Source organism: Collinsella aerofaciens, from assembly GCF_005845035.1.
Lineage (GTDB): Bacteria > Actinomycetota > Coriobacteriia > Coriobacteriales > Coriobacteriaceae > Collinsella > Collinsella aerofaciens_I.
Genome location: NZ_SPFO01000003.1, coordinates 40,124 through 58,263, shown reverse-complemented (window position 1 = coordinate 58,263; position 18,140 = coordinate 40,124). Strand labels below are relative to the sequence as shown.

The window sequence follows — 18,140 nt, the reverse complement described above, 5'->3', positions numbered from 1 at the left end:
CTGATATCTGAGCCGGCGGAGCTGCCGAACAACGATGCAAACGAACGGGGCGCAGATGCCATGGGGTGTCTGCGCCCTGCGCTATGATGGAGGCTATGGATACTCAGAGCCCAACATATTCCGATGACGAGCTGACCGCAGCGCTTGCCGAGCACCTGGCGTCGCTCGATCGCGACGACAGCTATCGCGTGGAGCGTGTACTTAAGCGCTCGTCCGTTGAAACAACCGAGCTCGTGTACTTTGAAGGAACCGGCGGTGGTTCGCTCGGCCCCTTTGTCCGTAAACGTATCGATGCTTCGGCTCAAATCGGCGGGGCATACGAGCGCCTGTTTGCCGCTCAGCGGGCAGGCAGGCGTTTTGAGCACCTGCCCAGAATCGTCGATTGTCGTCGTGTGGGCGACGAGCTCAACGTGGTTATGGAATACATCGAAGGGGAGACGCTCGGGGCGCTGGTGGACCGTCTGGGAGCCACCCCCGATTATGCACGTGAATTGTATCCTGTCCTTTGCGACGCCGTGGGCGAGCTCCATGCCGGTTTTGCAATGGCGGGGGAGGCTTCGGCGCCAGTGATCCATCGCGACCTCAAGCCGTCGAATATCATCGCGACAGGTGCCAACTATACGCCTGATGACGGCCTGACGTTTTCATCGCTGGTGATTATCGACCTGGGGATCGCGCGCGTATGGCGCGATGGCGCCGATGCCGATACCGTCAAGTTTGGGACACGGCCCTATGCGCCGCCCGAGCAGTATGGGTTTGGGCAGACGAGCGTACGAAGCGACGTCTACGCACTTGGCGCCCTGTTGTTCTTCTGCTTGACGGGAGTCGACCCTAAACCAGGGCTCGACATGCGCGAGCAATGCGAGGCGCGCGGCATTCCTACTCCACTTGCCGATGCCGTCTGCATGTCGATGGCGCTCGACCCGGCCAAGCGTTTTGCGAGCGCGGAAGCGTTGGGACGGGCGACGCGCGCGGCATACGATCTAAGTCGCCCCGTGCGGCCTCCTGCGCCTGCGCCTGTCCGTACTCCGGCCTCGGAGACGGTGTTGACGCCCCAAGGGCTCCAGAACCCCACAGGGCTTCCTAGGCCTGCCGCCTCCGCTGCATGCGGTCTGCTCTCTCGCGTTCCGGAGTCTCTGGGGCGTATTTGGAATACGCTCGTCTGCTTCTCGCTGCTTGTGTTCTTTGCCGGAAGTCACTTTGCCGTCTTTCACCCCACGGGAGCAAATCAAGGCTACCCGACGTGGCTTCTCATAATCGAGTATTTTTTCTTTGTCGATGGCCTTATGGTGCTTATGCATTTTGCGCTGCTCGATAAGCGCCGTCTTCGTCGGCGATTCGCACTGCTCGACAGCTATCGCGGCAAGAAACTCGCGAAACTCTGGCTCAAGGTATTGGGTGTGCTGCTCCTATGCATGATCGTCATAGTCGCGGTTGTCAATGCGACCGGCGTCGTCGATACCTCCGCTACCTAAAAGAAAAGGGCCCCATTGGGGCCCTTTGCAGTTGCACTTAGATGCGGTTCATCTGAGCGGCGACTTTGTTGTACCAGTCCTGCCACGTGGGCGGGCAGTACTTTTTGGCCGCTGCCGGGGTAAGGGTGGAGCCGTAGTTGGCGCCCAGATAGGCAACGTGAGCGGAGATGCCCTCGCTCCAGCTGCCAAAGCTGCGCCAACCGCCGCCACGTGCACTCCAGCCCCAGGCGTTGTAAGAATTGGCGCAATAAGCACCCTTGGTGCTCTCGATGCAGGCGATGGCGGGGGACCAACGGGGGTCGACACCGGTATTCCAAGCGGCGACGGCAAAGTTATAGCCCTGGCCTGCCATGGGGGAGCCGGCGAGATAATTGTCGATGCGGCCTGTCCACTCATTAATGAACGAATCGTAATCGGAGTTACCAGTATTGGAGCTGTTCACCGTGGTGTCGATGGTGGTGTTGGTGTTGGTGGCCTGGCTGCTGGAATTGCTGCCGCTTACGCCCTCGCCCGAGAGCTTCTCGGCGGCAGCGGCCTTATCGGCCTCAAGCTTGGCAAGCTCGGCGGCATTTTCCTGCTCGGCTTTTGCCTGCGCCTCGCTGCGGAGCTGCTGGGCCTGCGCCAGCGCGTCCTCGGCGTTTTTCTGCTCTGCCTCAAGTTGAGACTTGGCCTGCTGGAGCTCAGCCTTGTTCTGCTCGAGTTCGGTTTGCATGTTATTGAGCTCTTCGATCTCGTCGACGCTCGAGCTCGTGATCTGGTTGGTGTATTTGCAGGTCGTGATGAACTCACCCAGGCTCTGCGCGTTGACCAGGAAGCTCACGATGGGATTGGTGCCCTTCTGATACTTGTACAGATCGCGCATGGCGGAGCTTGCCTTGGCCTGCTGCTCGGGAAGCTTGGCCTCGATTTCCTCGATGCTTGCCTCATTGGAGTCAATCTGCTTTTGCAGGTCATCGAGTTTGGTGCGGGCGTCGTTGTAGGCGCTCGTGGCGGCTTCGATCTTCTGCTGGGCTGCGGAAAGCTGGTCCTGCGTTGCCTGCGAGGCGGCATACGCCGCAACGGGGGAGAGCATCGGCGTGGCCGTCAGCGCAACGGCGAGCGCGGCGCTCGTGATGATACGAGCCGGCTTCGACGCAATGAGCGCTGCGGTGCGATGATTCGAATGCTGCATCCAGTCCCTCTGCAATCAATCGTAGGTTATGGTTCGAACGGTATTCTACTACTGCTTTCGACCTCAACTTGAACCTTAAAGGTTCCAAAGGGTCAAGTTGAACTTGAGGCTTTGGCTTTGACCTGCAGTTATGATGAATTGTTGAGAAACCATAGAGTTCAACTTTAACGTTACAGAGCCCTGTTTGAGAGGAGTTTTGGGCTGTAAAAGCTATCTCAACGTGGGGTTTCATAACTACAGCGTGCCCTTCTGGCGAGCCTGCTCAATCTCTTCGAGGGCCTCGGCGGGGGTGAACGAACAGGTGCCGTCGCCGAGTTTGACTACCCGGATATCGTCGCCGGTATGGACCTCTCCGCCCTTTAGTACCACGCCAAAAACGCCCTCGTGGGGAAAGATACAGTCGCCGGCGAGATAGTAGATGGCACAGCGGGTGTGGCAGACCTTGCCGATCTGACTGATTTCGACCAGGACATCGTTGCCAATCTTGAGCTGCGTTCCCAGGGGGAGCGAGAGCAGGTTGATGCCCTGGGTTGTGAAGTTCTCGCCAAAGTCGCCCTCGTGCACATCGAGCCCGCGCGCCTGCGCCGTCTGGATAGACTCTGCAGCTAAAAAGGAAACCTGGCGGTGCCAATGCCCGGCGTGCGCATCGGAGGCGAGGCCAAACTGCTCGATGACGGTGTCGTGCCCGTCGGCGACGGGTGACTTACGCGTGCCTTTGTGCTCCGACGTGTTGATTGAGACGATACGGGCAGGCCCGTTGTAAGCATCGTTTGCGGTGCGTAGGGGAGCTGCCGTTTGTGCGCGTTCCGCCAGCTCGTGCTTCGCGGCATTGAGGATGGGATTATCGGTCGGATGGTCTTGGGGCACGTGCGCGCCTTTCGCTCGAGGATGTCAATACACTGAATCCTACAACAATGGTAGGTTCATTGCCCATTGTCATACAACGGTGAGCGCCGTCTTCGTGCTGGCCTTCGTGCTGGACGATTACGTCGATTGCCATAGATACGGTGGAGCTTTGGGCGCCGGCGGCTTGGCACGCTAGAATAAATCAGTTGCGCAAAGACCGCCCGTTGTGTGGGCAGTTCATGATAGGAAGTTTCCATGGCATTGCAGTTTACAGAGCGCGAGTTCATCCCCGTGCTGCTCGGTGGCGACATCAACGCCTACTCGGTGGCGCGCGCCTTCTACGAGGAGTACCAGGTCAAGAGTCTGGTCTTTGGCAAGTACCAGACGGGCCCTGCGTACCGCAGCCAGATTATCGACTACACGCCCAACGTGGATATCGATACCATGCCCGTGATGCTCAAAACCGTCAACGGCATTGCCCAAGCGCATGCCGACAAGACGATTGTCCTTGTGGGCTGTGGCGATAACTATGTTGCCCTCGTGGCTCAGGCCAAGGATGCCCATGAGTTGGCGGATAACATCGTCGCGCCTTACGCTCCCTATAGCATGCTTGAACAGTGTCAGAAGAAGGAGATCTTCTACGAGCTGTGCGAGAAGCATGGCGTGCCCTATCCGCACACGTTTACCTTTACCAAGGCGATGCTCAATGCCCAGGGTGAGGCGCCTGCCGAAGTGCTCGACCAGATCGATTTTCCTTACCCGATGATTCTGAAGCCTTCTGACGGCATCATGTGGTGGCAGCACGAGTTCGAGGGCCAGAAGAAGGCCTATGATATTGCCGACCGCGCCGAGCTGGAACAGGTTATTCGCGATTCGTATGCCAGCGGCTACACCGACGATCTGATCTTGCAGGATCGCGTGCCCGGCAACGACGAGTACATGCGCGTGCTCACCAGCTATTCCGACCGCAACGGCAAGGTGCGCATGATGTGCCTGGGCCATGTGCTGCTCGAGGAGCATCAGCCCCACGGTGTCGGCAACCATGCCTGTATCATTACCGAGCCCAACGACGAGCTCATGGGCGGCGTGCGCAAGCTGCTCGAGGACCTTCACTTTGTGGGCTATTCCAACTTTGACGTTAAGTACGACGAGCGCGACGGCTCGTTTAAGTTCTTCGATTTCAACACGCGCCAGGGCCGCAGCAACTACTACGTTACCAACAGCGGCTTTAACGTTGCCAAGTATGTGGTGGACGAGTATGTGTTCAACCGTCCGTTTGAGCCGGAGTTTGTGACGGCTCAGGACGAGGCCCTGTGGATGGTCGTCCCCATGGGCGTCGTCGACAAGTACGTCAAGGATCCCGAGCTGCGCGCTAAGGTGCATCGCCTGGACAAGGAAGGCAAGGGCGCCGACCCTTCGTTTATGAAGGGCGACTTTGTCTTTAACCGCTGGCTGCGCATGTGGCACACCAAGCTGCGCCACTTTAAGCTGTTCAAGACGTATTACAAGTAGATGAGCGCGGCGCCCGTCCGGTTTGCATCGGGCGGGCGCGGGTATGATACGCGCAATTGCGCAAGCGTCACCAAGGAGGCGGCGATGGAAAAGCTGGGAGTTATCGGCGGCATGGGCGCCGAGGCCACGTCGTATTACTACGACCAAGTGGTGCGTCATACGGCTGCTGCCTGCGATCAGGAACATATCGACATGGTGGTGCTCTCCAAGTCGACCATGCCCGACCGCACGCTGGCCATTAAGACCGGCGAGCATGCCAAGCTGCTGGCGACCATGAAAGAGTGTGCCCGGGCACTCGAGTCGCTGGGCTGTGCGCACATTGCCATTCCCTGCAACACGTCGCACTACTTCTACGACCAGATCCAGTCGTTTACGAAGGTGCCGATTATCCACATGCCGCGTGAGTCGGTTCGTTATGCCCTTGCGGGTGCGGTGATGGGGGAGTGCGAGTTCGACCCCAACCTGAGTGTGCCGGCCGAGCCGGTGCATAAGATCGGCATCATGGGCACCGATGGCACCGTGGGCGCGGGCGTCTACGGCCGCGAATGTAAGGCTGCGGGTGTTGAGGTCGTCTATCCCAGCGAGAAACGTCAGAACGATGTGATGTCGCTTATCTACGATGATGTGAAGGCCGGACGTGAGCCCGATATGGATAAGTTCGACCGCGTGATGTGGGAGTTCGCCCGTAGCGGCTGCGACCGCGTCATTCTGGCCTGCACCGAGCTCTCGGTGCTGCAGAAGTACCGAGAGATGCCCGAGATCACCCTCGACGCCATGGATGTCCTGGTGCGCGAATCCATCATCCGTAGCGGTGCCCCCTACCGCCTCTAGCTTCCGACCTGTCAAAAAGGGACAGGTTAATTTTGGTAGGTTTTATCTGGTGAAACAGTAAGGCCTCGGCTCGTTTGGTGCGAGCCGAGGCCTTTTGCGTTGGGCGGTTGCTGTCAGTGGTGAACTAGAACAGGAAGCCGATGGCGATGAGCGCGATGCTGACGATGAGCACGGCGATGTCTAGGCCCTTGATGGGGTAGCGCTTGTACGAGCTGGCGCGCGTACGCAGATAGAAGCCGCGCTGTTCTGCCGCCAAGGCTGTGGCATCGGTCTTGCCCACGCTCGAGATGAGCAGCGGCACGCACAGTGGCAGCATGAGCTTAAGCTTCTTGATGGGGTTCTTGGTGTCGTACTCGACGCCGCGTGCGGTCTGCGCCTCCATGATGGCGTTCATCTCTTGACCAAACACCGGCACGAAGCGCAGCGCCGTGGTAAAAGTGAAAGCATAGCGATACGGCACGTGCAGCACCTCGACGCAGGCGTTGGCAAGGTCGTTGAGCTTGGTCACCATGAGCATGAGGATGAGTGGTAACGCCACACCCAGCAGGCGCAGGCAGGCCTTCGATCCTGTGATGAGGCCCGTGTCGGTGATAAAACCCCATACCACGTTGCCATCACGCATAAAGGCCAGCTGGAGCACCAGCATGATAAGCGCGAGCGGAATCAGCAACTTGAGCAGCGAGAACAGACGGTCGACGACGCCGGCATAGGCAGCCAGCGCAAGGGTGAGTGCCAAAAAGCCCAGTAGCGCCACGTAGGTGTCGGACAAGAAGATGCCGACGATGATGGCGGCAGCGAGGCCCAGTTTGACGACGGGATTCAGGCGATGCAGCAGCGTATCGCCCGGCATGTAGTCGATGATGTTAACCACGGTGGACCATCTCCTTGGTAATTCGAACGACATCGGTGACCTCGCTCACCTGCGCAAAAGCGGGCGAGACGGAAGATGCCAGACGGCGCGAGAGTTCAATAACCTGAGGAGGCTCCACGTAGGCACGCCGCATGAGATCGATGTTCGAGAATAGCTCGTGCGTGCGGCCGCGGTCGAGGATGCGACCGTCGGCCATTACCACAATGCGCTCGGCAAAGTCGGAGACGACTTCCATATCGTGGCAGACCATGATAACGGCGCAACCGCGCTCGGCCATGGTACGCACCGTTTCCATGACGGTCATGCACTCGCGGTAATCAAGGCCGCTCGTGGGCTCGTCGAGCACGACGATCTTGGGCTCAACCACTACGACGGAGGCAAGCGCCACCATTTGTCGCTGGCCGCGCGAGAGCGAGAAGGGCGCCTCGTCGGCCGGCAAGCCAAAGCGGTCGATGACGAGCTGGGCGCGACGCAGGGCTTCGGCGCGGTCGATGCCGGCAAGTTCTAGACCAAAGGCGACCTCGTCGAGCACGGTGTCTTTGCAGATTTGGCGGTCGGGGTTCTGGAAAAGCGTTGCCACTTCGCGTGCGATGCGGCTCGTGGGAACCGATGCCGTGTCCAAGCCCGTAACGCGTACGCTGCCCGATGCGGGCTTGAGCAAACCCGTGAGCAGTTTGGTGAGCGTGGTTTTGCCGGCTCCGTTTTGGCCGACAATGCCCACGAGCTCGCCGGGGTAGAGCGTCAAGTTGAGGTCGTGAACGGCGGCGCCTCCATGGGGGTAGGAAAATTCGACATGGTCAAAGGTGAGCACCGGCTCGGCGTCTTTCGCATGCGGGCGCAGCGATGGCGCGTGCGGGGAGCCTGCGGGCGCCCGGGTGTCGCTTGTCGCACGGTCGGGGTCGACGATTTCCGTGATTAGGCGTTCTGCCTCGTCGACATCCAGACAGGGCGTGCCGCTTACCAAGCCATCGGTCTCGAGGCTGTTGAAGATGCGCGTGACGCGCGGACAATCGACGCCGATGGTGCGAAGCTCGTCGGTGCGTGCGAAGACCTCGTGTGGCTCGCCCTGCAGCGCGATTTCGCCATGGTTGAGCACGAGCACGCGGTTGCAGTACTCCGAGAGCAGGGCGACCTTTTGCTCAACAACGACGATGGTGATTTCAAGTGCGCGGTTTGCCTCACGCAGCGTCTCGAAGACCAATGTGGAGCTGGCGGGGTCGAGTGCCGCGGTGGGCTCGTCGAGAACCAAGACGCGCGGACGCATGGCGAGGATGGCGGCGATGGCTACCTTTTGCTTCTGTCCGCCCGAGAGGGTGGCGATCTCGCGGTCGCGCAGGTCGCTGATGCCGACGGTCTCGAGCGTTTCGCTCACGCGCTGCTCGATCTGGTCGTGGGGAACGCCAAAGTTCTCGAGGCCAAAGAGCATCTCGTCCTCGACGACCGAGGCGACCATCTGCGTGTCGATATCCTGCAGCACGCTGCCGACGATCTGTGACACGTCGGTCAGCGAGACCTCGCAGGTGTCATGGCCGTCAACCATGACGGACCCAAAGAACGCGCCGGTGTAGTGGTGGGGCACGGCACCTGACAGGCAGGCGGCAAGCGTGGACTTGCCGGCGCCCGAGGGCCCGATGATGCCGATGAAATCTCCCTTGTTCACGCTGAGCGAGATGTGGCTGAGCGCCTGCTCGGTCTGCGTGCCATAGGAGAACGAGACATCGTCGACGTTGATGATCGTTTCCATGGATACCTTTCATAGTCATTGGGGACGTTCTTTAATGACTAGTCGTTTAAGAACGTCCCCAAAAGCTAGTCGTTTGGGACAGTTTTTGGTGGTGAAGCACGGAGACGGCTTTACGAGGGGCCCCAGGTTGGCGCGAGAAAGAGGAGCGAAGCGTACTTGGGTACGCGAGCGACGAATGAACGCCAAGATGGGGTGGCTCGTAAAGCCGAGCGGGTTAGTTGAGTCTAAGAGCCTTCTGGATGGGCAGGTAGAGGGCGCCGACCAGAATGGCGTTAAAGACGGCGGTCATGGCAACGACGGGCAGCATGGCGGCGGCGAGCTCGCCTACCACGCCGAGCATGGCCATCTTGATGACCATGAAGATGACGCCGGAGACAAAGGTGGTCAGGAAGGTTGCAACAATGGCGATGGCGGGCTTGACCTGACCGTTCTTGCCGGCGGCGTTGACGATGCCGGCCATGAGCATGGCGGCGATGCCCTCGGCGGCAAAATCGACGAACGGCGAAGTGGTGGTGATCTGGATCACGGCAGCCGAGATGAGGCCAATGACGAGTGCCTGACCGATGTTGGGGCGAACGACCAGAATGGTGAGGCAGAAGGCCGAGATGATGAACTCGGGGCTGATCATACCGCCCGAAATGCTCGAGACTGCCTTGCCGACGGTGAAGTTGAGGATGAAGCCGGCGGCGAGCAGGATGGCGAGCAGGACGAGGGCACGGACATCGAGTTTGCCGCGGTCGGCGGTCTGGACGGTGCGGGGCTGGGCGGTGGCGGTGGTGTTCTGAGACATGGTGAAAATCCTTTCAAAAAGGGGAGTGTAAGAGAAAAACGGAGGCGCGTGATGCGAATGCGATCGGGCTCGAGATAGAAAAAGGCCCCCGGTCGAAACCGGAGGCCTTCCAATCACCTAGAGCGCAAAAGCAGGCGTGAGGGACTCACTGTCGACCGATCGTATTCGCATCACGCCACCACCAGTTGTTGAGAGACTTCATCGTGTTCTTCATGTCGGTGGCTCCTTTCATGATGCCGTGGCGCGGTCGCACCTTGTTGCTGTTGCGCTGCACTATAGCACAGCAAAGTGTGTGCGGGGAAATCTTTTTTAAAAAGATTTCAGGCGGGTTTCCCGCCGGTCAAAAGAGCGGGCTGAGCGGGCGAGGCTGCCATTGCTGCCTTGTCCGCTCAGCTAAGACGTTACTCCTTATTGCGACGGTAGAGGAAGTAACCGCCCGCGGAGATGACGGCAACGCCAGCGATGGCGAATGCGGCCACCATGCGGCCATCAAAACGATCACCGGTGGTGGGCAGGCCGCCCTTGGTGTTCGTCTTGTTGGTGGTTACCGTGGTCGTGGTGTCCGACTTGCCAGGCTTCTCGGGCTTGGTGGTGGGCTGCTCGGGCTTAGCGGGCTGCTCGGGGGTACCGGGCTGCTCAGGAGTACCAGGCTGATCCGGGGTTACCGGGTCGGTGGCAAGAGCGTCCTTGGCGTAGGTGATGGACACCTTGAGGCCGTTGGTCTCGGTGTTCAGGTCGCTCGGGGTGAAGGGCTGGTCGAAGTTTTCGGCCTTCTGATAGGCGCGCATCTCCTGGAGCAGGGCCTTGCACTTCTTGTAGGTGTTCTCGGTAGCAGCCTTGCCGGCCTTGTTGGCCAGGGCAGTGCGGCCCTCGGTGGTCGTCTCGGCTAGCATGGCGGCGTCAACTTCCTTGTTCTGCTCGATGAGCTCGTTCTGGAGCGCATCGAGGTAGGCACGGACGCTGATACCAAGGGTGTCAGGGTTCTCAAAGCAGAGCGAGCTGATGTCCATGAGGACGTAGTTGATTGAGTTCTCGGGCTCCTCGTTGTACACGACGTCAGTCTGTTTGCAGTGATCGAAGGAGACGGTCTGATCGCTGAAGTACGGGCTGACCTCAGTTATCAGAGCGGAGTACAACGGGATGGCGACGGAGTACGCGGCGCGGGAGAGCATTTCCCACTGGATGGTAGCGACTTCGGGGTCATACCCGCGACGAATCTGGAAGAGGTTGATCTCGGTGTTGCGCTCGCTGCCGATGCAATAAACACCATCAGTGTTCGCGTTGAGGCCAGGGACGTTCTCGCCGCGGTTGCCGAAGGCGCGAATCAACTCGAAAGTGCTCCAACCAGACTTGCCAGGCTTGAAGAACAGGGGCTGGATTTCGCTGACCATGGCTCCCTTTTGGTCAGGTTTTCCTTTCTCCTTTACTGTGATAATGTCGTAATCTGTGCCTTCGGTCAGCTGACTACCAAAATAATCGCGGCCTTGTACATAGCGGGACCACTGGTTTACGCCGGAATCGGCGAGGCTTTCGCCATACGTTTGGGCGACATCGAATTTGCCGTCAGCGGAGTATTTGGCGAAACCCTTTTCTTCGGGCATGGATTGGATCTTTTCAGAGTGGAGGCAATTCTCGGTGTCATTGAGGTCGACATCGTAGTTGAGGCTCCCGATATTAGGGTTGAGCGACGCGACGTCGTCAGCGAGCTTCATGGCGATCCACTGATGGGCGGAAAGTGTGGCGAACAGCCAGGTCTCGTTGTTGTCGGCGATGATGATCTGGTCGTTGGTGCAGACGCCTTGATCATCGATCAGGCTGCCGAGGAGCTCGACGCCCTCGCGGGCCGTGGCGCTCTCGCCCAGGATGATGCTGCCGTAACTGTACTCGCCCAGACCCACTTCCTCATCGATGAGGTCTGCTGCAGCGGCCTCCTCGTTATAGGAGGTGCTTAGCGTGGCGGAGCAGGAGACGCCCTTCTCGTTGATGCCGGCCTCGGAGTAGGCGTCGGTGCGACCCATCCAGTTGGAGGGGTGGTCGCGTACATAGCTGTAGCGATAGGTAGGCTTGTTCGAAGTGTATTCAAAAGCAGATTCAATCGAGCTGTACTTAAAGCCAGGTTCGTGGGCAGGTTCGATGCCGTAGTGCTTAAGATAGCGCTTGCCAAAGTCCTCGGCGCGGCCGTAGTACGTGTTGCCGTCCGCCGTGAGCTTGCCGCCCATGTAGATCTGCGTGCAGGCGAGCGCAGACGTCGGCATGGACATGATGGTTGCAGCTCCAAAGGCGAGGCCTATGCCAAGCTTTTTGAGCGCGTTGACGGGGTGAGTTTTCCTCATTTTCCCTCCCAGCGTGCGAAAGCTCTCCGTTGCCAGAGAGCTTCAGCCAATAAAGACACCCCATTAGCGTAACGAACTGGAAACAATATTCATCTATGAAAGAAACTTACTCGATAAGCGTAATGAAATATGCGATGAGTGGTTAATTATACTCGGTTTGTAGCTTTACTTTAATAAAGACGTCCTGCAATTACATTACCTGAATAAAGCGCCTTGCACGGGGCGCAAAGAAAATCCCCCGCTGTTTGGCAAATGCATAAACAGCAGGGGAGACGATAATTGGATGAATATCATACCAATGTGGAATTACTTCTTCCGGCGGTGGATCACGTTGATCGCATAGCCGACGAGCATGGCCAAAACGATGATGATAAAGCCGAGCAGGGGATTGTCGTTCATAGGGTCCTCCTATTTTCCGAGCGGGGAGAATTCGTCGACGATGAGGTCGAGGCATTGCGGAAGCGCGCGGGCTCCAAAGACGCCCGAATTGCTGGAGATAATCTCGCCATCGAACTGCATGCCCAGCGACGGGGTGCAGGTGATCTTGGCTTCCTTGGTCTGGATGATCTTGAACTGCGGGCGGCCGAGTACCTTGCCGGCGGGGTCGAGTGCGGCGGTGATCACAGTCGGTAGAAGCTGCACAGTTTTTACGGGTTCGATGACCGCAATGTCGACCATGCCATCGTTCATACGGCAGTCGGGGAACAGGTTGATGTCGTTTTGGATGACCGAGGTGTTGCCGGCCATGCAGCAGATGCCGTCGAGCTCCTCGACAATGCCGTCATGCTCAATCGTAAAGTGCGCCACCGTGGGATTGGGCGTGGCGAGCGCGGAGAGGAAGTAAGCGATCTCGCCGATGTCGTTTTTGGTGGGGGCGGCCTTCATCATGATCTCGGCGTCGAAGCCCGAGCCGGCGATGATGATGAAGCCGTGGCGCTTCTCGTTGCCGTTCTCGTCGAGCCAAAAGAGCTCGCCCATGTCGACTTTGACCGTGCGACCGGCACGGCAGGCCTTGGCGAGCGCCGCCGCCTCGGGGGCATTGCCGATGTTGTTGAAGAACAGGCAGGCCGTACCGGAGGGGAAGACGAGCGTGGGGACACCGCATCCGCGCATCTGGTCGAGCACGTTGGAGACAGTGCCGTCGCCGCCCGAAACGACCACGCGGTCAAACTCGCGCACGTCTGCCACGGCGTCCTCGGGTTCCATGCCATCGCCGATAAAGCGCATCACGACCTCGTCGCCGCCCTGTGCAAGGGCGTGCGTGAATGCGAAGATTTCATCTGAGCTGGGGCCCGATGCCGGGTTGTGGATGATAAGGCAGCGCATACTTACGTTCCCGTTCTGTGACTAACCGAGTATAGTTGTAAGGCAATGCCGATATCCTACCCGTGTTTTTCGGGCCTAACCTTATTCGATGGGTTGATATGTACATTTCCACACATCCGGCTCTACTCGACTTTTGCCAGCGCGCCCGTGAGTTCGACGCGATTGCCGTCGATACCGAGTTTTTGCGCGAGCGCACGTTCCATCCGCGTCTATGTTTGGTTCAGATTGCCACCCCTGCTGAGAGCGTCGCGGTCGATCCCCTGGTAATCGACGACCTATCGCCGCTGGCCGAGCTTATGGCCGACGAGAGCGTGACCAAGGTCTTCCACGCGTGCTCGCAGGATATGGAGGTCATGCTCCATACCGTGGGCGTGCTGCCACGACCGATTTTCGATACGCAGGTCGCCGCCGCCTTTTTGGGCGAGCGCCAGCAGATTTCGTATGGCGCGCTTGTTCAGACGTTCTGCGGCGTATCGCTGCCCAAGACCGAGTCACTGACCGACTGGTCGCGCCGCCCGCTGACCGATAAGCAGATTGAGTATGCGATCGATGACGTCAAGTACCTGATCGTCGCCTATACCGAGATGATGAGCCGCCTGCGCGAGCTGGGCCGTGTGGACTGGGTGCTCGACGAGCTGCGCCCGCTGGCTGACGAGTCGCACTATCGCGCCGATCGCCACGAGGCGTTCCGCAAGGTCAAGCGCATCAATTCGTGCAGCCGTCATCAGCTGGGTATCGCGCGCGAGCTCGCCGCCTGGCGCGAGGACCGCGCCGAGCGGCGCAACATCCCACGCAAGTGGGTCATGTCCGACGACACGCTGCTAGCGCTCGTTAAGCGCAATCCCGTGCGCGTTGAGGAGTTCCGTAGCATTCGCGGTACCGATCAATTGGGGGAGCGCGACGTGGACGGTGCGCTCATGGCCATCAAGCGCGGTGCGAGCTGTCCGCACGATCGCCTGCCGCTCTTGGTGCGCGGACATCGTCAGATTTCGCCGGAGCTGGAGAGCGTGACTGACCTTATGTATGCGCTTATCCGCCTGGTTGCCGAGCGCTCAGGCGTTGCGACCTCGGTCATTGCCTCGCGCGATGACCTGGCCGACTACATTGAGCATCCCGAGCAGAGCCGCCTGCGCGAAGGTTGGCGCTTTGAGCTTGTGGGCTCGCGCCTGGACGATCTGCTTTCCGGCAATATGGGGTTGACGGTGAAGGACGGCAAAATCGAGCTCCTGTAGGGAAGCCTAGCCGGTTGAGTGGGTAAAATGCCTCCAACGTGTAACTCGACTCGGAGGAATTCGCATGCCTTATTACTATGGATACGGCTTTGGCATCGACCCGCTGTACCTGCTGGTTGTTCTTGTCTGCACGGTGCTTGGCCTTGCCGCACAGAACTATATCAACTCGACGTACAAAACCTGGTCCAAGGTTCGCTCGGACGGCGATACGGGTGCCACAGTCGCTCGCCGCATGCTCGATGCCAACGGTTGTAGCGCCGTGGGTATCAAGGGTGTCGCTGGCGAGCTCACCGACCATTACAACCCGCAGGACAACAACCTGTATCTGTCGGATGCCAACCGTTCGGGCGGTTCGGTCGCAAGCGTTGCCGTCGCCTGCCACGAGGCGGGCCATGCCGCCCAGCGTCAAAGCGGCTATGCCATGATGAAAGTGCGTACCGCCCTCGTGCCGGTCGTCAACTTTACCCAGAACACCTGGACCATCGTGTTACTCTTGGGCCTGTTTATGAACATTGCCGGGCTCACGACCCTCGCGTTGATCTTCTTCTCGTTTAGTGTGCTGTTCCAACTCGTTACGTTGCCTGTCGAGATTGACGCCAGCCGACGTGCTGTGGCGTACATCGAGCAGTCGGACATGAGCTCCAAGCAGGTCAACGGCGCCAAGAAGGTACTGACGGCAGCCGCGCTTACCTATGTGGCTGCAGCGCTCACTTCGATCATTCAGTTGCTCTACCTTATGGCTCGCTACAACAGAAACTCCAACCGATAACAAATGGGACAGGCAGGCGCCGCGGGGATTCGTGTCCTCGCGGCGCTGTACTATGTGTTGGACTTAATTTCGCACGGGGCCGGAGCCTCTGTGCTCGATAACGAAAGGAGGCTGCGTGGCAGGCTGGAACCTAACCGGTAATGCCGTTTCCGCCGAGTTCGACGGTTCGGACGAGCAAGAGCGCAAGGAGCTCAGCGTGAGCCAGGCGGTGGAGATCGCCGCCGGTGCGCTCGATGCCATTCCGCAGCTGAGCGTCTTGGGCGAGGTCACGGGTTTTCGTGGTCCTAACGCCCGAAGCGGCCACTGCTATTTCCAGATCAAGGACGATTCGGCCGCCGTTGACTGCATCATTTGGAAGGGTGCCTATCTCAAGCGCACGTTCGATCTGCGCGACGGTATGCAGGTGAGCTTTAAGGGCAGCTTCAATCTCTATAAGGCTACGGGCCGCATGAGCTTTGTCGCTCGCTCGTTTTCGCTGGCGGGGGAGGGTCTGCTGCGTCAACAAGTGGCGCAACTGGCCGAAAAGCTACGCCGTGAGGGTCTGATGGACGAAGCGCGCAAGCGCCGCATCCCGGTGTTCTGCTCCCGCGTGGCGGTCGTCACCTCGCTTTCGGGTGCCGTAATCGACGACGTCAAGCGCACATTGCGTCGTCGCAACCCGCTCGTCGAGCTCGTCTGCGTGGGTGCCAAGGTACAAGGCGAGGGTGCGCCGACAGAGCTCATTGAGGGCCTGCGCCGCGCCGCTTCCATTACGCCGGCGCCCGACTGTATTTTGTTGGTGCGCGGCGGCGGCTCCTTTGAGGACCTCATGACCTTTAATGACGAGGAGCTTGCCCGCGCGGTGGCGGCTTGTCCCGTGCCCGTGGTGACCGGCATTGGCCATGAGCCCGATACCTCGATTTGCGACATGGTGAGCGACCGTCGCGCCTCCACGCCTACGGCGGCGGCCGAATCGGTGGCGCCGGCTATGACGGAGTTGGCCGATGTGCTCGAGGCGCGCTATCAACGTCTGGGTGCTGCGATGGCATCGATGATTGGGTCGGCCCAGGTCGACCTGGAGATGCTCGATCAGCGCGGTCGCCGTGCCTGGGATACCTATACGGCTCGCTTGGGCGATGCGCTCGATGCGGCTGCGTGCCGCCCGTGCCTCAACGACCCAACGTTTATGGTTGAGCGTCGCGAGTCTGAGCTTGCCCTGACGGCCGATCGTTTGTCCGGCGCCATAACGCGTTCGGTTGGGGCATTCCGCTCCAACTTTGAGCGTCTGCCCGAGCGCTTGATCGCAAGCACCTCAGGACTCGATGGCAAGCGCCATGCGCTCACGCTCGCAAGCTCCCGCCTGGAGCATCAGGGGCGCACGATGCTCAACAAGCCAGCATCCGACCTGGGCCGTGCGGCAGCCTCGCTCGATGCCCTGTCGCCGCTCAAGGTGCTTGCCCGTGGTTATTCCATCGCGTACAGCGATGATGGGGTGGCCACGAGCGCCAAGACCTTTAAGCCCGGTGACGCCATTCGCGTGCGCATGGCAGACGGCAACGTGGCGGCAACGGTCGATACGGTCGAGTAGGCCGCGTTTCATAGCGATAAACCTTTAGGAAAGGAAACAGATATGGCAGAGAAGACCCCGGTCGAGCAGCTTACGTACAAGCAGGCTTCACAGGAGTTGGAGCTCATCATCCGCAGCTTGGAGTCGGGTGATATGGAGCTCGAGGAGTCGCTTGAGAGCTATACCCGCGGCGTCGAGCTCCTCAAGAGCCTGCGTACCCGCTTGTCCGATGCCGAGCAGAAGGTCTCGGTGCTCCTGAAGGACGTCGACGGCAACGACGTGCTCGCCGACGGCGAAGCCGCCAACACCGACGACAACCTTTCGTTCTAACCATCCCGACCAAATATAATTACCTTGGTCTGTGAGAAAGGAACCAACCATGTGTGATTGCATCTTCTGCAAAATTGCCAACCACGAGATCCCCTCGACCGTCGTCTACGAGGATGACCAGGTCATCGCGTTCGACGACCTCAATCCCCAGGCGCCGGTCCACACGCTCGTGATCCCCAAGAAGCACTACAGTGACATCGCCGATAACGTGCCCGCCGAGACCATGGGCGCCATGGCCCACGCCATCCAGGAGGTCGCCAAGGCCAAGGGTCTGGAGGACGGTTTCCGCGTCATCTCCAACAAGGGCGTCAACGCCGGTCAGACCGTCATGCACTTCCACATGCACGTCCTCGGCGGCAAGAACCTGGGCGAGAACCTCATCTGAGGACGCACGGCCCGTCGCCTTGGCTGCCTTTGGAGTAACCTATGCAGTTTTCTCAACTCGAATACCTTCAAGCGGTAGCGAACTACGGCGGCGTGCGCAAAGCGGCTCGCGCCGTTCACGTGAGCCCACAGGCTGTCTCGTCGGCAATTAAGAAACTGAAGTCTGAGTATCAGATCGTTTTGCTCAATCGATCGGCGGGGGAGGCTGTTTTGTCTCCGGCGGGCAGAGAATTTGCGCGTCGTGCACGCGTGATCCTGGCACAAGTCGACGATCTCAAAAAGTACACCCAATCGGGGAACGGTGGCGTTTCGCCCGACGGCCACTTTCGTCTTTACGTCCCCTGTCTTCACGGGCGGGGGCGTCTTTTTTCCGAAAACTGGTACGACTCGTTTGAAAGCTCGCACCCTCAGATTCACCTTGATGTGTGGCATCAGCCAACGGCTACATGCTTTGAATCACTTGTGCTTGGCATTTCGGATGCGGCCATCTCATTTGAGGAACCAAGGGACAGTGTCCTTTCTTCGAAATACTTGGGTGAAAAGGAGCTCAAGGTTCTTTCGTGCCCAGCGGGTCATCAATCTGTGGGTGCTATGACCGTTCGTGAGTTACTGGGCGGCAGGTTAGCTGTTCCCATTAATTTGTCGCCCTGTCTCAATGCGATCAATCAATGCCCCGAAGCTCAGCTGGTTAATTTCCGCTTCCGCGACGTCGAATACGGAAACAGAGCGCAGGCTGAGTTTCTTCAAGCCGGGGGATTGATATTGGGTTTTTCTGGCTCTTCTCTCGCATCAGATGGGTCGGAAGTGAGCGAGTACTCTATTGAAGGTTCGCATGACGTAGCCTTGCCCATCTACTTTTGCTATCGACAAAATGCCTGGACCGATCGACACCAGACGGTATTTCTTCACCTATTGCGTCATCTTGCTTCGTGAGGCCATTTGGCCTCGTGTCGTCAAGTGAATGTTGACGCCTTGTAACA

Annotated in this window: 16 protein-coding genes; 9 read left to right on the top strand and 7 right to left on the bottom strand. The window is 59.1% G+C overall.

Annotated elements, in window-relative coordinates:
• Positions 1-95: 95 nt before the first annotated feature.
• On the top strand, positions 96-1,475 hold the full coding sequence (locus tag FGQ67_RS02185; RefSeq protein WP_171025141.1) for a serine/threonine protein kinase: 1,380 nt from the start codon (positions 96-98) through the stop codon (positions 1,473-1,475).
• A gap of 37 nt (positions 1,476-1,512) precedes the next feature.
• Here FGQ67_RS02185 and FGQ67_RS02180 read toward each other — a convergent pair whose 3' ends face one another.
• Complete coding sequence (locus tag FGQ67_RS02180) at positions 1,513-2,646, bottom strand: coiled-coil domain-containing protein (RefSeq protein WP_138339787.1); 1,134 nt, start codon at positions 2,644-2,646, stop codon at positions 1,513-1,515.
• Between the two features lie 234 nt (positions 2,647-2,880).
• Positions 2,881-3,513 carry an MOSC domain-containing protein gene (locus FGQ67_RS02175; RefSeq protein WP_212745997.1) on the bottom strand — a complete coding sequence of 211 codons (633 nt, stop codon included), beginning with the start codon at positions 3,511-3,513 and terminating at the stop codon, positions 2,881-2,883.
• A 234-nt stretch (positions 3,514-3,747) separates the two neighbouring features.
• Here FGQ67_RS02175 and FGQ67_RS02170 point away from each other — a divergent pair, with 234 nt between their 5' ends.
• Positions 3,748-5,004, top strand: a complete 1,257-nt coding sequence (locus FGQ67_RS02170) for a carboxylate--amine ligase (protein WP_138339786.1) — start codon at positions 3,748-3,750, stop codon at positions 5,002-5,004.
• Positions 5,005-5,088: 84 nt separating this feature from the next.
• Positions 5,089-5,835, top strand: a complete 747-nt coding sequence (locus tag FGQ67_RS02165) for an aspartate/glutamate racemase family protein (protein ID WP_035137908.1) — start codon at positions 5,089-5,091, stop codon at positions 5,833-5,835.
• A gap of 124 nt (positions 5,836-5,959) precedes the next feature.
• On the opposite strand, the gene FGQ67_RS02160 is transcribed toward FGQ67_RS02165, so the two are convergent.
• From FGQ67_RS02160 to FGQ67_RS02140, 5 genes are all read right to left on the bottom strand, one after another.
• Positions 5,960-6,706, bottom strand: coding sequence for an energy-coupling factor transporter transmembrane component T family protein (locus FGQ67_RS02160; protein WP_138339784.1), 747 nt, complete (start codon positions 6,704-6,706; stop codon positions 5,960-5,962).
• Positions 6,699-8,450: an ABC transporter ATP-binding protein gene (locus tag FGQ67_RS02155; protein WP_138339783.1), complete on the bottom strand. Its 1,752-nt coding sequence runs from the start codon at positions 8,448-8,450 to the stop codon at positions 6,699-6,701. The genes FGQ67_RS02160 and FGQ67_RS02155 overlap by 8 nt, the downstream gene beginning before the upstream one ends.
• 214 nt (positions 8,451-8,664) lie before the next feature.
• A complete protein-coding gene (locus FGQ67_RS02150) occupies positions 8,665-9,240 on the bottom strand; it encodes a hypothetical protein (RefSeq protein ID WP_006234321.1) in 576 nt (191 codons plus the stop codon).
• 401 nt (positions 9,241-9,641) lie between these two features.
• On the bottom strand, positions 9,642-11,573 hold the full coding sequence (locus FGQ67_RS02145) for a C69 family dipeptidase (protein ID WP_138339782.1): 1,932 nt from the start codon (positions 11,571-11,573) through the stop codon (positions 9,642-9,644).
• 408 nt (positions 11,574-11,981) lie between these two features.
• On the bottom strand, positions 11,982-12,899 hold the full coding sequence (locus FGQ67_RS02140) for a diacylglycerol/lipid kinase family protein (RefSeq protein WP_138339781.1): 918 nt from the start codon (positions 12,897-12,899) through the stop codon (positions 11,982-11,984).
• Between the two features lie 98 nt (positions 12,900-12,997).
• Here FGQ67_RS02140 and rnd point away from each other — a divergent pair, with 98 nt between their 5' ends.
• From rnd to FGQ67_RS02110, 6 genes are all read left to right on the top strand, one after another.
• The gene (rnd, locus tag FGQ67_RS02135; protein ID WP_138339780.1) at positions 12,998-14,131 is read left to right on the top strand and encodes a ribonuclease D; all 1,134 of its coding nucleotides are present in this window, start codon (positions 12,998-13,000) and stop codon (positions 14,129-14,131) included.
• 64 nt (positions 14,132-14,195) lie between these two features.
• A complete protein-coding gene (locus FGQ67_RS02130) occupies positions 14,196-14,900 on the top strand; it encodes a zinc metallopeptidase (protein ID WP_138339779.1) in 705 nt (234 codons plus the stop codon).
• Positions 14,901-15,015: 115 nt separating this feature from the next.
• Positions 15,016-16,467, top strand: coding sequence for an exodeoxyribonuclease VII large subunit (gene xseA / locus FGQ67_RS02125; RefSeq protein WP_328291067.1), 1,452 nt, complete (start codon positions 15,016-15,018; stop codon positions 16,465-16,467).
• A gap of 42 nt (positions 16,468-16,509) precedes the next feature.
• Positions 16,510-16,776, top strand: a complete 267-nt coding sequence (xseB, locus tag FGQ67_RS02120; RefSeq protein WP_006234311.1) for an exodeoxyribonuclease VII small subunit — start codon at positions 16,510-16,512, stop codon at positions 16,774-16,776.
• 49 nt (positions 16,777-16,825) lie between these two features.
• The gene (locus tag FGQ67_RS02115) at positions 16,826-17,161 is read left to right on the top strand and encodes a histidine triad nucleotide-binding protein (RefSeq protein WP_035137921.1); all 336 of its coding nucleotides are present in this window, start codon (positions 16,826-16,828) and stop codon (positions 17,159-17,161) included.
• A 41-nt stretch (positions 17,162-17,202) separates the two neighbouring features.
• The gene (locus FGQ67_RS02110; RefSeq protein WP_138339778.1) at positions 17,203-18,093 is read left to right on the top strand and encodes a LysR family transcriptional regulator; all 891 of its coding nucleotides are present in this window, start codon (positions 17,203-17,205) and stop codon (positions 18,091-18,093) included.
• Positions 18,094-18,140: the final 47 nt, after the last annotated feature.

Coding starts and splice junctions, on each gene's coding strand:
- FGQ67_RS02130 (WP_138339779.1), top strand. CDS start 14,196: ATGCCTTATTACTATGGATACGGCTTTGGCATCGACCCGCTGTACCTG.
- FGQ67_RS02110 (WP_138339778.1), top strand. CDS start 17,203: ATGCAGTTTTCTCAACTCGAATACCTTCAAGCGGTAGCGAACTACGGC.
- rnd (WP_138339780.1), top strand. CDS start 12,998: ATGTACATTTCCACACATCCGGCTCTACTCGACTTTTGCCAGCGCGCC.
- FGQ67_RS02165 (WP_035137908.1), top strand. CDS start 5,089: ATGGAAAAGCTGGGAGTTATCGGCGGCATGGGCGCCGAGGCCACGTCG.
- xseB (WP_006234311.1), top strand. CDS start 16,510: ATGGCAGAGAAGACCCCGGTCGAGCAGCTTACGTACAAGCAGGCTTCA.
- FGQ67_RS02115 (WP_035137921.1), top strand. CDS start 16,826: ATGTGTGATTGCATCTTCTGCAAAATTGCCAACCACGAGATCCCCTCG.
- FGQ67_RS02180 (WP_138339787.1), bottom strand. CDS start 2,646: ATGCAGCATTCGAATCATCGCACCGCAGCGCTCATTGCGTCGAAGCCG.
- FGQ67_RS02185 (WP_171025141.1), top strand. CDS start 96: ATGGATACTCAGAGCCCAACATATTCCGATGACGAGCTGACCGCAGCG.
- FGQ67_RS02140 (WP_138339781.1), bottom strand. CDS start 12,899: ATGCGCTGCCTTATCATCCACAACCCGGCATCGGGCCCCAGCTCAGAT.
- FGQ67_RS02145 (WP_138339782.1), bottom strand. CDS start 11,573: ATGAGGAAAACTCACCCCGTCAACGCGCTCAAAAAGCTTGGCATAGGC.
- FGQ67_RS02150 (WP_006234321.1), bottom strand. CDS start 9,240: ATGTCTCAGAACACCACCGCCACCGCCCAGCCCCGCACCGTCCAGACC.
- FGQ67_RS02170 (WP_138339786.1), top strand. CDS start 3,748: ATGGCATTGCAGTTTACAGAGCGCGAGTTCATCCCCGTGCTGCTCGGT.
- FGQ67_RS02155 (WP_138339783.1), bottom strand. CDS start 8,450: ATGGAAACGATCATCAACGTCGACGATGTCTCGTTCTCCTATGGCACG.